Origin of the sequence: Paramesorhizobium deserti (genome assembly GCF_001558695.1) — a bacterium.
Classification (GTDB): Bacteria; Pseudomonadota; Alphaproteobacteria; order Rhizobiales; family Rhizobiaceae; genus Paramesorhizobium; species Paramesorhizobium deserti.
Genome location: NZ_LNTU01000041.1, coordinates 94,179 through 108,928, shown reverse-complemented (window position 1 = coordinate 108,928; position 14,750 = coordinate 94,179). Strand labels below are relative to the sequence as shown.

8 protein-coding genes and 4 pseudogenes are annotated in these 14,750 nt (G+C 58.1%); 7 read left to right on the top strand and 5 right to left on the bottom strand.

The genetic code is table 11. The features are described from left to right. Nucleotides 1–105: 105 nt before the first annotated feature. Nucleotides 106–601: pseudogene (locus ATN84_RS25480) on the bottom strand (IS630 family transposase); the annotation flags it as partial. Between the two features lie 187 nt (nucleotides 602–788). On the opposite strand from ATN84_RS25480, the pseudogene ATN84_RS26535 reads away from it, so the two are divergent. Beyond that, nucleotides 789–1,726 (top strand): annotated as a pseudogene (locus ATN84_RS26535) (IS630 family transposase). A 1,016-nt stretch (nucleotides 1,727–2,742) separates the two neighbouring features. Here the strand turns inward: ATN84_RS26535 and ATN84_RS25460 are convergent. Further along, a complete protein-coding gene (locus tag ATN84_RS25460; protein ID WP_068885369.1) occupies nucleotides 2,743–3,711 on the bottom strand; it encodes a GlxA family transcriptional regulator in 969 nt (322 codons plus the stop codon). A gap of 77 nt (nucleotides 3,712–3,788) precedes the next feature. Between ATN84_RS25460 and ATN84_RS25455 the strand changes: the two genes are divergently transcribed. From ATN84_RS25455 to ATN84_RS25430, 5 genes and pseudogenes are all read left to right on the top strand, one after another. Then, on the top strand, nucleotides 3,789–4,463 hold the full coding sequence (locus tag ATN84_RS25455) for a DJ-1/PfpI family protein (protein ID WP_068885316.1): 675 nt from the start codon (nucleotides 3,789–3,791) through the stop codon (nucleotides 4,461–4,463). 747 nt (nucleotides 4,464–5,210) lie between these two features. Continuing rightward, nucleotides 5,211–6,035, top strand: coding sequence for a manganese catalase family protein (locus tag ATN84_RS25450; protein WP_068885315.1), 825 nt, complete (start codon nucleotides 5,211–5,213; stop codon nucleotides 6,033–6,035). An 11-nt stretch (nucleotides 6,036–6,046) separates the two neighbouring features. Next, nucleotides 6,047–6,484, top strand: coding sequence for an HIRAN domain-containing protein (locus tag ATN84_RS26530; protein WP_082766508.1), 438 nt, complete (start codon nucleotides 6,047–6,049; stop codon nucleotides 6,482–6,484). A 1,588-nt stretch (nucleotides 6,485–8,072) separates the two neighbouring features. Next, nucleotides 8,073–9,303, top strand: a pseudogene (locus ATN84_RS25435) (putative DNA modification/repair radical SAM protein). A 30-nt stretch (nucleotides 9,304–9,333) separates the two neighbouring features. Then, nucleotides 9,334–9,930: pseudogene (locus ATN84_RS25430) on the top strand (UdgX family uracil-DNA binding protein); the annotation flags it as partial. Nucleotides 9,931–10,060: 130 nt separating this feature from the next. On the opposite strand, the gene ATN84_RS25425 reads toward ATN84_RS25430, so the two are convergent. The 3 genes from ATN84_RS25425 to ATN84_RS25415 form a co-directional block, all read right to left on the bottom strand. Next, complete coding sequence (locus ATN84_RS25425; RefSeq protein WP_068885368.1) at nucleotides 10,061–10,291, bottom strand: DUF378 domain-containing protein; 231 nt, start codon at nucleotides 10,289–10,291, stop codon at nucleotides 10,061–10,063. A 138-nt stretch (nucleotides 10,292–10,429) separates the two neighbouring features. Next, the gene (locus ATN84_RS25420; protein ID WP_068885312.1) at nucleotides 10,430–12,061 is read right to left on the bottom strand and encodes a PAS domain-containing hybrid sensor histidine kinase/response regulator; all 1,632 of its coding nucleotides are present in this window, start codon (nucleotides 12,059–12,061) and stop codon (nucleotides 10,430–10,432) included. Then, on the bottom strand, nucleotides 12,058–12,882 hold the full coding sequence (locus ATN84_RS25415) for an alpha/beta fold hydrolase (RefSeq protein ID WP_068885311.1): 825 nt from the start codon (nucleotides 12,880–12,882) through the stop codon (nucleotides 12,058–12,060). Before ATN84_RS25415 ends, ATN84_RS25420 begins: the two co-directional genes overlap by 4 nt. Before the next feature lie 677 nt (nucleotides 12,883–13,559). On the opposite strand from ATN84_RS25415, the gene ATN84_RS25410 reads away from it, so the two are divergent. Further along, a complete protein-coding gene (locus ATN84_RS25410) occupies nucleotides 13,560–14,723 on the top strand; it encodes an AI-2E family transporter (protein WP_082766506.1) in 1,164 nt (387 codons plus the stop codon). Nucleotides 14,724–14,750 lie beyond the last annotated feature (27 nt).

Sequence of the window (14,750 nt, the reverse complement as noted above, 5' to 3'; positions counted from 1 at the left end):
CGATCTTTGATTTTCTGTTGCTTTTACGATCCCATCATGTACTTTACGATTGCTGTGCATAGAGGCAGACTATTGTCTTTTTCGAATATCTAGAGCAGATCAATTTCAATTCGGGTCATATCCAGCAGCCCTGAAGTAGCTTTCGCATTCCGCTGGCGTGAAGCGGGGCGCCAGTGCGTCGACGGCGCCAATCGCGCCCGTAACATGGCCTTCAACTTTGAGAAGGCGTTCTCAATGGGATGGAGTCGGGGCTGTATGGCGGCAAGAACCTCAGCTTGGCACCCATGCGCGCGATGGCATCGCGCACCCCTGCTGTTTTGTGTGCGGGCAGATTGTCCATGACGACAATATCCCCAGGCTCGAGGGTGGGTAGCAAGACTTGCTCGACGTAGGCCAGGAAAACGTTGCCGTTCATCGCTCCGTCGTAGACAAACATCGCGGTCGTGCCAGTCAGGTGCAGAGCTCCCGTGAATGTCGTTGTTTTCCAATGGCCATGCGGCACGCCAGCGCGACAGCACTCACCTCGAATTGCAAGCCCACGCAGACGTGTCATCTTCGTTGAAAGACCCGCCTCGTCGATGATGATCAGCTTTTGCGGATCGGTGATCCCGGTCCACTTTTTATCCGCCTGTCTGTCAATCGTTGTAGCGACCCGAAGGTAAACGACCTCGAATGGAAGATTTTTTTGCCGACCTTAGAGTCGGTCAGCCTTAAGCTGAATCGAACCGGGATACCCTTTTTGCTGCGATTGTGATTCAAGATCATTGCTGGTGAGGAGGCCAGCAATGATGGCGCGACCTCTTTCTCTTGATTTACGCCAGCGCGTCGCCGACGCCTTGGCAGGAGGCATGATGGTGCGGGCGGCAGCGTTGCGCTTTGGAATATCAGCGGCGACGGCGGTGCGGATCGGTCAACTCGACCGCTCCGGCCGCGGTTTGGCGGCGGCCAAGATGGGTGGCCATGTCAAACCCATGCTGCGGGACGCGGCGGCCGATGAGGTTCACCGTCGGCTGGCGGCCAAGCCCGATTGGGCGGTGCGGGCGCTTGCCGCCGATCTGAAGGCGGCCGGGATCGATGTCTCTCACGACACCGTTTGGCGTTTCCTGCGCCGCGAAGGCAAGACATAAAAAAACGCTGATCGCCAGCGAACAGGACAGGCCGAAGGCGGCGCGGTTCCGAAGCCGCTGGAAGACCCATCAACATCGACTTGATCCGCGCCGTCTGGTGTTCGTCGACGAAACCTGGGACAAAACCAACATGACGCGCACCCGCGGCTGGTGTCAGCGCGGCCAGCCGCTTTTCGCCAGAATACCGCATTGCCATTGGAAGACGCTGACCTTCCTCGCCGGGCTGCGCCACGACCGCATCGTCGCGCCCTTCGTGCTCGATGGCCCGATCAACGGCATTGCCTTCACCGCCTGGGTCGAGCAATGCTTGGCACCAACCCTCAATCCCGGCGATATCGTCATCCTCGACAATCTCGGCAGCCATAAGGGCAAGCCTGCGCGCAACGCCATCCGCATGCCGGCGCCCATCTGTTCTTCCTGCCGCCAGCCCCGACCTCAATCCGATCGAGATGATGTTCGCCAAACTGAAGACCCTGCTGCGCAAATCCGACGAGCGCAGCGTCGACGCGATATGGAGACGCCTCGGCGAAGTCCTCAAAGCCTTCAGCCCGCACGAATGCGCCGCCTATCTCAGGCATGCAGGATATGTTTCAACATAACCCTGACAGACTCTAAGACAATAGTTCCTTTGATCCTGACGCCTTACCTTCGATTCTTCCCGGTGTTTCAGAACGGGATAAATCATGATGCGCAGATCATTTCTCGTGATGGTCACGCTTGCGCCCTTGGTGGCAGTCGTGCCGACTGTGATCGAGCAGGAGCGCCGCACCGGGAGGCACGGTTCTATCCATAGTAAATTCTGCTTACGAGGACTTGCCGCGCGCCGGCGGCCGGCTGTCAGGATATACACCCTATCGAGCAGCAGCCCTATTGACTGTCTCGCTGTCATGCCGGCCGTCATGCTACCGCTGGATATTATTCCGGCTGTGATGCCCGCGAACGGGAACAAAAATGCGGGTCAAATGTTTGTGGGCTCGGAGCATCCAGCAAGTCCAGCCACGAGAGCCCTGGATGCCCGGATTCTTCGGTCTTTCGCCTAGACCCGGCGGCAGTTCTTTTGAACTCCGCCGTTTTTTAGGAGGGGCATATTTGGAAAAAATTGCTGGTGTCATTTTGCGTTACTTCACGTGGATCATGGGGACAGTGTTGATCTTGTCTATGTGCTACATCAGTGTGGCACAGGCTAGACACACCACGTCAAGCAGCATCGCTCTTTTATCGGGAACTAAACCGCAAAAGTTCCGTTGTCCGCGAGCGCATCAATTGCTGCCAAGTCGGCATCACGAACGGGAGGACCAACCATGGAAGAGAACAGCGGGTCCACCTCTCAGCGGTCAGCGTTTGTGAAACGAGATGACACGTTCAAAAAGACGAACAATTCCGCCCGAGCCATCATAGAAGCGGAACTACAGCTTCGCGAAGAGAAGACCAGACGGCTGCGCCAAGCACGCCTCGCGAGGGAACCGGCTTTGTCTCCCCTACTCCTTCCAAAAAGCGAAAGAAGCTGGCTGCGCGATAACCTGATGCCGGCGGAACTGCAGACCGCCGGTTCTATAGCGTCCAATTGGTCGCTAAAATCCGGAATCGAGATCAGCGTAGCGCTGCTTCGGTCTGCCTATGTGGCCCCGAAGCGCTCCCGGTATTCCCGCGGTGTAACACCAAGGTTCCGTAAGAATGCCCGGCGCATGGTTTCTTCGGAGCCAAAGCCGCATTGCCTCGACACACGCGATACCGGCATGGATTGTCCAAGCATTTGGCGAGCTGCCTCAACACGCAGTTTTTCGATTGCGCGGGCGGGAGTAATCCCCGTTGCCTGGTGGTAATGGCGCGAAAAGCTGCGAGTGCTCATGTGCGCCTGCTCCGCTAGCCGTGAAAGTGAAAGATCTCCGCGCAAATTCTCTAAAATCCAGGCGTGAAGGCGGTCAAATCCGCTCTCGCCTCCTTGAAGGGACAAGGCGGTGCTGAATTGGGCCTGACCACCTGGGCGCCTCAGATAGACAACCAGATGCCGGGCCACGGCAGTTGCGATGCTCCTTCCAAGGTCGGCTTCAACCAGGTTGAGCGTGAGGTCAATGCCGGCCGTTATGCCGGCAGAGGTCCAGACAGTGCCGTCGCAGACAAAGATCGGATCCTGTTCGAGACGCACAGATGGATAGCGCGCCGCAAATTCGGCGCAACGCCCCCAGTGGGTCACCGCACGGCGGCCCTCCAGAAGACCCGCCTCAGCGAGCAGAAAGGCGCCACTGCAGACCGACGCGGTGCGTCTGGCTTCCTGCGAACGTTGGCGAATCCAGCTTAGCAACGCGTCATCGTCGATTGCTGCGTTAACGCCTCTTCCTCCCGCAACGACCAGCGTATCAATCGGATCATCACTCGACGGCAGTTGGTGCGTCGCGATTGCCAGACCTGAACTTGTCAGGGTGTCGGCGTGCTTTCCAACCACAGTGATCTCGTAGTGTGCCTGCATTCCCTGGGCGTTGAGAATTTCATTGGCGGTGCTGAAGACCTGCAACGGACCCGCTACGTCGAGCAACTGGACGCCGGGAAAGGCAAGTATTTCGATGCGGGTAAGTTCGTTTGGCATGATCCGAGGGATGATTGGCAATCCGGCCAAGATTGGACCTGATACGTTTAGCAGTGTCAATATCTGGAGACGCCTCAATGAGCTTACGTTTCGGCATTCTTGTTTTTCCCAACATCCAGCAATTGGACTTGACGGGACCATATGAGGTATTCGCATCGGCAAACGGAGCCGAGGTTCATCTCGTCTGGAAGGACCGCAACCCAGTCATGTCCTCGACGGGCTTGCCATTGACGCCGACGGCCACGTTCGATGACCACCCGCCACTCGATATCCTCTGCATTCCGGGCGGCGGGGGCGTGAATGCGCTGCTGCTGGACGAAACGGTTCTTGAGTTCGTGCGCGAGCAAGCCCCAGCGGTCCGCTACCTCACGTCAGTCTGTACGGGCGCTCTCGTTCTAGGCGCGGCCGGTCTTTTGAAGAACAGGCGCGCCACGACGCATTGGTACTCCATGGATTTTCTTGACCGGTTCGGCGCAACCGCGGTCGAGGACCGCATTGTCTGGGATGGAAATATCGTCACAGCGGGGGGTGTCACGTCCGGTATTGATTTCGGGCTGGCACTGATCGGAGAACTCCTGGGCAAGGAGGAAGCAGAGACGGTCCAACTCTCACTCGAATATGCGCCTGCACCACCTTATAGCTCTGGAACGGTGCAGGAGGCCTCGCCGCAGGTCTTAGCGACTGCCAAGGATCGTTTTTCCCGTACGCGCAAGGAGCGCGAGAGGATTCTGGCGGAATGGAAACAGTCTTAGCCTCAGGGTTTAGTGAGGATAATACCGGGCTGTGCACCTCAGCCCGCGGCCGCTGTGAACACCCACCGAACAGTGATGCGCCAGTCGACCGGCATAGACTGGTTCCACCGCTCAAACGAGCAATGGTCAAGGGGGTGTTACAAGACGCCTACTGTAACAACCCCAAAAATCCGAAGGGGCAGCCCGATCGGGCATCTGTTCGCGTTCCGGCGCCTGGGCTTAGTGTTCGGTGCGCATTCGCATCCATGGTGCTTAGCCGTCGAAATTTGTCCGAATTGAACAGCGCGTCAATACCCGACATCGGCTGGAACAACTTCAACGGCTGATCTGAAACGACAAAAGCTCTCGCGCGCGTCGAACTGCTTCGCATTCTCGTCCTTGGTGTCCACGATCACGGCAATGGGCAATTTTGCTGCACGCGGCGGTAGCCCCCGCGAGGAGACGCCGACCGTAATCTCTCGCCTCGTAGCACTGCCAGTCTGCGAGGCGGCCCAGCAAGATCGCCGGTCACCGGGTAACGCGGCAACTTGCGGACTGTCACGCCGGCAATTCCGGAAGCCTCACCGTCAACGACAAGAGCGTTCGGATCCGGCGGTACTGTCACCCTGCAGCACGAGGGCAATGGCGCCGCCATTTTCTTTTTGACGTCCTGTCTGGGCTGGATCTGGAAATAGCGAAAAGTTCCTCCCGGCCCGGAACATTCCTCATGCGGGCTTGTTTGATTTCGTTCCCAAGGAGGAAAGACCCATGTTTTACACCGACAACAAACTGCAGTTTCCAGTCCGCGTCGAAAATCCGAATCCTCTCTTCGCTCGCGCCTTACAACAGGCAATCGGAGGTGTGGAGGGCGAAATACGGGTGGCGATGCAGTACTTCTTCCAAGCCATGGGCGCACGTGGCGATCCCAAGTTCCGCGATCTTCTGCTGAATACCGCCGCCGAGGAGCTTGGACACATCGAGATGCTAGCGACAGCTGTAGCACTCAACCTGGAGAACGCACCGCTTTCCATGCAGGAAGATGCAGCCGCCGATCCCGTCGCCGGCGCGGTGCTTGGGGGTATCAATTTAAAGAACCTTCTTTCGGCCGGGCTTTCAGCAATGCCCGTCGATTCCGATGGGGTGCCTTTCGACATGTCTCATATCTACGCCAGCGGCAACATTGCGGCCGACATGGGAGCGAACGTCACGGCGGAGGCGACCGGGCGGATTCTTGCAGTGCGTCTCCATAACATGACGAATGACCCCGGTATGAAGGAAATGCTGCAGTTTCTTATCGCCCGAGATACCATGCACCAGAACCAGTGGCTCGCAGCCATCGAGGAATTGGGGGGCAACGAGAATGTGTACCCGATCCCCAACAGCCATCCTCAGTCAGAAGAGAACCGCGAGTTCAGCTATGCCTTCCTCGGTTTCCAACAGGACGGCAGCGAACCGCCACAGGGTCGCTGGTCCGATGGACAATCGATCGACGGAAATGGAACCTTCGCTTCGCGGCCGATGCAGCCGCTCGGAGAAGAGCCCTCCCTAGGGCGCGCCAGGCCGAATTCCGGGGCTCAGGCCGAGCAGCTTTAGGAGAGCGCACGATGAAACGACGCAGTTTTATGATCGGGCTCTGCGGCGCCGCTGCCACGGGAGTGCCGAGTACAGCGATGGGACACCGACCACCGGACCAGCGGGAGCTATCAAAGCGGGCCTTGTTCTCGACCTATGTCACAAATGTGGACACCGTTCTCGGTCATAGGTCTTTCCCTGTGGTCCCTCCAGATCCGGTCAGGCTTCATAGGGTTCCGGACCGGAGCTATGACCCGCACAGCATAGCGGTGGAGACGACAAAGGGCGTGCGCCTTGGTTATGTGCCGACCAACATCGGACGAGTTCTCGCACCGATGCTGAAGGCAGGATTGGATCTGAAGGCACACGTCATTGGAACGCGCAATGCTCCGCGCCGAGCGATCGAAATCGAAATCGAAATCGAAATTGCGATCGCGATGGAAGCCGCTGTCCAGTATCGCGAAACATGATCGGTCGCTATTTATGATCCGACTGGACAAAAAATTCGCGCGGTGCTCCTTTTGGGAGCCGCGCTTCTACGCTAAATGAGCCATCTTAAGAAGAACCGGGTACCGACCTAGCACCGGCGCATAGACGATCCAGATGAGCCAGAGAGCCTGATCGCCGACGCCGAGGAGCCACACATGGCGGAATTTGTCGTTGCCGGGATGGGAATGGGAAATGGTGATGGCGCTCAGTAACCACGGAAGATATGCCGCGACGGTTTCTCTCATACATAACGCTTGAATCAGGAAAGCCAGAGCATCGGTTTGCCAGTCTCTGGCCTCCTGCGCTCGATAGACAAAGCCTCAATCAAGCGCGCTGAATATCGAGAATTGCGATCCGCCGGTTGAGCGACAGCGATAATCCGCATTCTCCGATTTATTGCGCACCCTTAAGAAACAAAATAACTCCAGTAATATATGCGACAATCCAGCGCAGACAAAACTGAACAATACTTGGAGTATTACATTTTGTTGTGATGCGGAATAGCTCATTCCGCATCACACTGGGTACGCTGACGTTCCATCAGCGCAGAGGCCCGGCCCCTGACCCGCTGCATCCACTCGGCCGGGCCTCGTCATTCTAGATTGCGGGCCGTGTCAACAAGACACTGGGTATGGTAAGTACCGATCCACCGATCGTCCTCAGAGCGAACTCTATTGTCGAGGAACACATTGTTGTCTACAATCGTAGGCTTCTGACAGAGGGGCGAAGGCGCTCCCGCAGACCTCACGGTCGAGCGACTAAAAGCACAGCAGAATGAAACCGGCCTCACATTGATTTGGCGGAAATGTGAAGCCGGCGACCACCTTTCCATCGGCTACCCGAGGTGGCGCTTAGCAAGCTACAGAATGCCCATGAAGGCTGCAACAACAAGGGATGATAACGGGCCAGGGCGCTACTTCCGGCTTCAGCATTCGCTTCCGATCGGGAGCCTCGCGACGGTCTTGCATAAATGATCTCGCTTGGGCTGTTTCACTCGCAGCCGTTTTAACCGGTGAGCACCTGCGCCTCTCGCTGCCCGGACGTGTGGGGCAGTACTGCGCAGGCGGGGACCGAAGCGAGATCAGTGGTTTCGGGGAATTAAGCCTTAACACAAATGCTCGCTCTTGGCCTCTGCAGATGCCTTACCAGCCTTGCTTTTCGAAGCGGCCCACGTCTCACACTCAATCGAGGAAAGTTGTCCCCTCTGTTCTCGATTATCTTCCCGCTCCTCACCGATAGACATGTTTGCTTTCTCACCTCAAGGTTCAATGACGTCGAGAGAAATGGCGCGAGTATTCATGCCACCACGGCCTTCCTGCCGTTAAGGCGTCTGGTTTGCATTTTTCTCTGCTGGACGACGAAGCGGGAAGCCATCGCAGCGACCTCGGCAAGATCGTCCCTCATGCTGACGTCGTTGCGCAGGATCACGGAAGCCGGGTCGACAGGTCCTCGCAGGTGCGGCGCGTGAGTTCACCCCACGCGCATGCGCCGACTTGGCGTATTTTCGCGCTTGATCCGCCACGGCTGCAGTCCTATTTTAGAACAAAATAAGAACAATGGAGCCGATCCATGCCCCTCAGCGTATTGCAGAAGTTGGAGATCCTGGCCGATGCTGCCAAATACGATGCGTCATGTGTTTCCTCCGGTGGGGAAAAAACGGACGGCCGGAAAGGGCATAGGCTCGGTTACGGGTCAAGGCATCTGTCACGCCTTCACTCCAGACGGGCGTTGTGTCTCGCTGCTCAAAATCCTGCTCACGAATTTCTGTATCTACGACTGCGCGTACTGCGTGAGTCGTCGGTCAAGCAACGTGCGGCGTGCGCGTTTCAGCGTCGATGAAGTGGTCCGGCTCACACTTGACCTTTACCGCCGCAATTGCATTGAAGGCCTTTTCCTCTCCTCCGGGATAGTTCAGTCGGCCGACGAAACCACGGCCGATCTGGTGCGAGTAGCAAAAACGTTGCGGCTGGATCACGGATTCAGGGGCTATGTCCATCTGAAGATGATCCCCGGAACCAGTGCGGAGCTTCTGGACGAGCTGGGCTTTATGCTGACCGGCTGTCAATGAATGTCGAAATGCCGGCGGAGGCAGCACTTGAACAATTGGCGCCAGAAAAGTCAGTGACCGGAGATCAAGCAAGGCTTGGCGCGCACGCGCTCGCGCATCGAGGAGTGCGGTGAACCGTCAAGCGCCGGCAGAGCGCATCCGCGGCGCTTTGCCCCCGCGGGGCAGAGCACGCAGATGGTTGTGGGCGCCGACTCATCCACCGATCTCGACATTCTGCGCTCGAGCGCCCAGCTTTACGCATCTTACGCGCTTGAGCGCGTCTACTATTCCGCCTTCAGCCCAACGGGCCACCCCTCGGCTGTGCTCTCGACGCGGCCGACTCCGCTCATCCGCGAGCACCGGCTTTATCAGACCGATTGGCTGATGCGCTTCTATGGCTTCTCGCTGCCGGAGATCGAAGGGGCGCTGACGGGCGGCATGCTTGATCTGTCGATCGATCCGAAGCTGGCCTGGGCGCTTGCCCATCGGGGTCTCTTTCCTGTGGACATCAATCGAGCCAGTCGAGAACTGCTGCTGCGCGTTCCGGGGCTGGGCACGAAGGCGGTGGATCGCATAATCGCCGCGCGCCGGCATGGCAACCTGCGACTTGCGGAACTGGCGCGGCTCGCCGAGTCCTTGAAGCGCGTGCGTCCCTTCGTGCTCGCGCCCGACTGGCAACCGGGCGCCATGCTTGATGACGATCGGCTGAGGCAGCGGCTTGTCCCGCCGCAGCAGCTTTCTTTGCCGCTGTGAGATGCTGTCGATCAGAGGCGAGTATCGCAGCCTTTCTCACTGGATGCTCTACGTGAGGAGATCCAAGCGTGCAGGCTATGTCCACTGCACGAGCCGGCGACTCAGGCCGTGCCTGGCGAGGGGATGCCCGGCGCCGAGATCATGTTCGTCGGCGAGCAGCCGGGTGATCAGGAGGATCTGACCGGCAAACCGTTCGTGGGACCGGCGGGAGTGATGTTCCAGCGGGCGCTCGCGGATGCAGGTATCGAGCGGCAAAAGACATTTGTCACCAACGCCGTCAAGCACTTCAAATTTGAACCGCGGGGCAAACGGCGGGTCCATATGACGCCGAGCAGTGGAGAGGTGACAAAGTGCCGTTTCCGGCTGAGCCGAGAGATCGCCATCATCAAGCCGAAGCTCATCGTGGCACTGGGCGCCACCGCGATGCTAGGGATTACCGGTCGCAAAGTTCCCGTAACGAAAATTCGAGGGAGCGTGGAGGCGGCTGACGACCTGTCCATTCTCGTAACCGTGCATCCGTCCTATCTTCTGCGACTACCCGACAAGGAACGGGCTTTGGCCGAATATACGCGTTTTGTCGATGATCTGCGACAGGCAAGAGTCTGGTGCGATGCACCAGTCAGATAGGAGGCCAAGGTAAACTGCATGACCGGCGCGATGCGGAAAGGCACATGATGCGCCGAGTCAAACCTGTTATGAGCCTAAACATTCCAAGTGGAGGCGGTCCAGGCAAATGCTGGCCCGCCGTTTTCTCTGATCACCGGACACCCCGCTGGGCAGCCGATTCTCTATCTGAGAAGCTTTGAGCGAGCGGAATAAGCTGCCAGACGGCTGAGAGCCCGACAAGGATATAGACGACCCGAGCAAGCGCAGACTGCTGCCCCCCAAAGATTGCTGCAACCAAGTCGAATTGAAAGAGCCCAACTAGTCCCCAATTGAGGCCGCCAATAATGACGAGAAACAGGGTAATGATATTGAGCGCGCGCATGGTTTGGTCCTTTCTCACAAGATATGCGTGCGCGTAACTGCTAATGATGTGAATTGTTCCGCGCGGTCGTACGCGGCAGATTTTATCCATCCGCACCGCGATGGGGACGGATTTCATTCGAAGAAACCGCCGCAGCCCCTAACCATCCAGTAATGTTCTGACCTTTGCAGCAAGTTGCTCCAGCGAGGCGGGCTTTTGCAGCAGGTTGACGCCAGGGTCGAGCAAACGATTGTGCACAACAGCATCCCGTGAATAGCCGGTCGTGAATAGGATTTTCAAGTCTGGCCTTCGCTCAAGCGCCGCCTCGGCAAGACGGAGGCCGTTAATATCCGGCATCACCACATCCGTAAAAAGGAGGCCGATTGCGGGTACAGCGGAGAGAGCACCCAGTGCCTCTTCTCCACATCGCGCCTCGACCACGTGGTAGCCGAGGTCGCGCAGCATCTGGGCCGTAAGCGTCAACACCTGCTCGTCATCCTCCACGACTAGCACCGTTTCTGAGCCGTTCCCACAGACGGGCATTTGTGCTTCCGAATGGTTTCGCGCCTCGGGTGCACCGGAATATCGAGGCAGATAGATTGTTATGGACGTGCCTCGACCGAGCGCGGAATTGACTGTTATGTGGCCTTCAGACTGCTTCACGAAGCCGAAAACCTGGCTAAGTCCCAGCCCGGTGCCCCTTCCGGGTTCTTTGGTGGTGAAGAACGGATCGAACGCCTTGGCCATGACCTCAGGTGACATGCCGACACCCGTGTCGGTGACGGCGACCATCACATATTGCCCCGGCTTTACGTCGTGCTCTGCGCCGTAGGCCTCGTCCAGGTGGGAATTGGCGGTCTCGATCACGAGCCGGCCGCCGTGAGGCATGGCGTCACGCGCGTTGATTGCCAAGTTGAGGACGACATTTTCCAGCACATTCTTGTCCGCCAAAACCTGCCAAAGATCCTCGGCAAGCACCGTCTCCAGCCGAACCATTTCGCCCAGCGTGTGGTGCAGCAGGTCAGACATACCGGCCACCATCTGGTTGGCGCAAATGGGCTCGGGAGCGAGCGCCTGCTGGCGAGAGAACGCAAGCAAACGTTGGGTCAGCGCCGCTGCACGACCGGCTCCGTCCTTGGCCGCGGCGATGAAATGGGAAACGTCCTCGCCCTTCGCGAGACGGCGTTCAAGAAGATTGAGCGCCGAAAAGACAACCGCAAGCATATTGTTGAAGTCATGGGCTATGCCACCTGTTAGCTGACCGACGGCTTCCATCTTCTGGGCCTGCCGCAACGCCGCTTCCGATTTCATCCGGGCCTCGACAGCCTCCGCGATGCGCTCCTCCAGCGTGCGGTTGAGGTTCTGAAGCTCGGCATTGGCCTTCTCGGCGCAACGACGGGCTTCAAGCAGTTCGCGCTCGTATCGACGTCGGTCGGACGCGTTGAAGATTGTGATGCGGACGAAGCTCAGCGCGCCCTTTTCGTCGCGGCGTTCAACGGCATTGACGAGTACCGGAAGCTTACTGCCGTCGGCACGCACTAGGTCAAGGGCCACCTCATGGAAAAAACCCTGCATGCGCATGAGGGGTGCGAAATGAGTTTCATAATACATTTTTCCGGCGATGTTCAGGAAGTCCTGAAAGCGCCGCCCGATGATGTCGGATCGCGCGCGGCCGAGCCAATCGGCGAAGATGCGATTGGCCATTATGATATGTCCGCCTGGTCCCGTTGAGACATAGCCGCACGGAGCGTTGTCGAATAGATCCTCAAGGTCCTCGATCAGCTGGTTCATGGCCCTACATTCTGCGCGGCCGACCTCTCTCCTGCGAGAAAGATCTTCATCGCCAAGATTGTTTCCTCGGGCGCGCTGAGATTGGGACAATGACCAGTGGCGTTGAGGAGAACGAACGCGCTGTTGGAAACACGCTGGTGAACATAGGCGCCCACGGCCGGTGGGGCGATCACATCCTCGTGGCACTGCAGCACGAGAGCGCGGGCGGTAACGCGATCAAGGTCGGCGCGGTTGTCGGAAAGGAAGGTAACCCGGGCGAAGCGCTTGGCAATTTCCGGGTCCGTCATGCAGAAAGAGTTGGCAAGCTCCTGGCCGAGTTCCGGCCGGTCGGGATTGCCCATGATCACGGGGGCCATTGCCTGCGACCATCCCATATGGTTGTCGTCGAGGAACTCGAGGAGTTCATGGACCTGCGCTTCGCTAAATCCACCGGTATAGTCGTCGTCGTCGATATAGCGAGGTGATGGGCCAATCATGATGAGCTCGTCGAAGAGCTCAGGTACCTGAATGGAAGCAATCGCTCCGATCATTGCGCTGACTGAATGGCCGACGAAAATGCTATGGGTAAGGTCAAGTTCGCGGCAGATCGCGATCACGTCGTCAGCATAGCCCTCGAGCGAGGCATACTTGCCGATATCGTAGGCTCTCAGATCGGAACCGCCGCAACCGACGTGGTCGAACAAGACAATGCGGTACTCTTCGGCAAAGGCAGGCCAGACAAAGCGCCACATGTTCTGATCGCAACCGAAGCCATGGGCGAAAACCATCGCCCTGCCCCCGGAGCCTACTACCCTTACATTGTTTCGCCTCAATACATTCAAAACGCAAACTCCGCTTCGTGTGCGAGAGACCAGCTGCTGGACATGGTCTCGTTGGCAACAGATATAGGGAGAATGCACACGGCGTCGAATCGATGCCTCATCGCGTTAGCGTCTAGCTCGGTGGAAATGCGCATCCGAAGCAACAGGAAGGCATGGGCTGGCCTGCTTGCCCATGTAGTACCGATTTGCAGTTGAAGATTAAGTCCTGCCGCATCGACGGGGGAATCCGCGCAGCGTCCACCGATATGCCCGTTCTTTACAGGTCGAGGGCGCATCGTGAGAGCGACCGCCGGCGACCTATGAAGCAGCATAGATTGTTGGAAGCAGGTTCAAGCGAACACCAACTCTGCCCAATCGACGCCTTTTGCATGATGCTGGTCGTTCCCGCAAGGTACTCCTGTCCACGACCTTTATCTATTACCCGCGGGAAATTGCCGTGCTCTGTGAATGGCGAACTTGCAGAGAACGCGACAGCCCCCTGCTCCGATAGCGGGCAAACTGGCCCCGCTGTTTTCCTCCATATTGTGGCCATCGGACGTAGCCGGATGGGGCAGGTGCTTTGCTAAGCTCTCATTCATCGGTGTCGTTCGCACATCCCCTCAAGTCAGACATTCTTCGCCATCTGGCGCAACGCTTTGCCGATCCGCGAGTTAGATCTTCAGCAAACAGGTACACTCATGCAAGAAGCAGAGCGCGACGAAGCGGCGGCGTTCCATGGACGTTCAATCGAGCCCCCGCAGGTCATTGTCGTTGATAGCAGCCTGAAGACGCTAGGAATTGGCACCTTCCTGATCATTCTGGTCGTGGCGCTGTATTTCGGGCGTGATTTCCTTTTGCCCGTCGTGCTTGCCTTCCTCCTCGCTCTCGTTCTCGGCCCCGTGGTTCGATCTCTCGCCCGGCGAGGTGCGCCTGAATGGGCTACCGCGATACTGCTCGTAGTCGTACTCTCTGCCGTCATCGCATCCGCTCTTTACTCCTTGAGCGGTCCGGTTTCCCGATGGATCGAGGATGCCCCGCGAATCGGCCGCGAAGTGCAGGACCGGATTGCGATGCTGCGCCGCCCGGTTGATGCGGTGGTGGATGCGTCCAAGCAAGTCGAGCAACTCGCCGAATCCGAGGATCAAGAAACGCAGCGTGTCGTCTTAAGCGAGCCGGGCCTCATCAGCCGCGCTGCCAGCGGGGTGCCTGAGGTCGCCGCGCAGATCGGGGTGACTCTTATTCTTCTGCTTTTCCTGCTTTCCTCGGGGGACATGTTCTATGAAAAACTGGTGAAATCTCTACCCACGCTCTCGGACAAGAAGCGTGGATTGCGAATTGCCCGAACGGTCGAGCGGGAGGTTTCCCGCTATCTTTTCACCATCTCGCTAATCAATGTCGGCCTTGGTGCCGCTATCGCGGCGGGCATGTTTGCGATCGACATGCCCAATCCCGTGCTCTGGGGCGTGCTAGCCGCGCTACTAAACTTCATCCCTTATCTCGGGGCCTTGCTCGGCATCGTGCTTGTCGGTCTGGTCTCGCTGGTCTCCTTCGATGCGATCGGAGCAGCACTGCTTGCGCCGCTCATCTATCTTGCCTGCACCACCCTCGAGGGACAGTTGGTCACACCGCTGATCATCGGCCGCCGGCTTGAGATGAACCCTGTCGTGATCTTTCTGGCGATCGCATTCTGGGGTTGGCTATGGGGGATAGTCGGCGCGCTGATCGCTGTTCCGCTTCTTGTCATCCTCAAGGTGTTCGCCGATCATGTTGAAGGCCTCGGGGGGGTGGCAGAATTTTTGGCTGGGCGCGATGTGCCACAGGCGCAGGAAGACGAGGAAAGCGACTCACCCGAATCCTCCTAGGTTCCCGCGGCCAGGCGGTGCTACGCT

Excerpts from the sequence above, each read along its gene's own strand:
- ATN84_RS25460 (WP_068885369.1), bottom strand. The coding sequence starts at position 3,711 with ATGCCAAACGAACTTACCCGCATCGAAATACTTGCCTTTCCCGGCGTC.
- ATN84_RS25455 (WP_068885316.1), top strand. The coding sequence starts at position 3,789 with ATGAGCTTACGTTTCGGCATTCTTGTTTTTCCCAACATCCAGCAATTG.
- ATN84_RS25450 (WP_068885315.1), top strand. The coding sequence starts at position 5,211 with ATGTTTTACACCGACAACAAACTGCAGTTTCCAGTCCGCGTCGAAAAT.
- ATN84_RS26530 (WP_082766508.1), top strand. The coding sequence starts at position 6,047 with ATGAAACGACGCAGTTTTATGATCGGGCTCTGCGGCGCCGCTGCCACG.
- ATN84_RS25425 (WP_068885368.1), bottom strand. The coding sequence starts at position 10,291 with ATGCGCGCGCTCAATATCATTACCCTGTTTCTCGTCATTATTGGCGGC.
- ATN84_RS25420 (WP_068885312.1), bottom strand. The coding sequence starts at position 12,061 with ATGAACCAGCTGATCGAGGACCTTGAGGATCTATTCGACAACGCTCCG.
- ATN84_RS25410 (WP_082766506.1), top strand. The coding sequence starts at position 13,560 with ATGCAAGAAGCAGAGCGCGACGAAGCGGCGGCGTTCCATGGACGTTCA.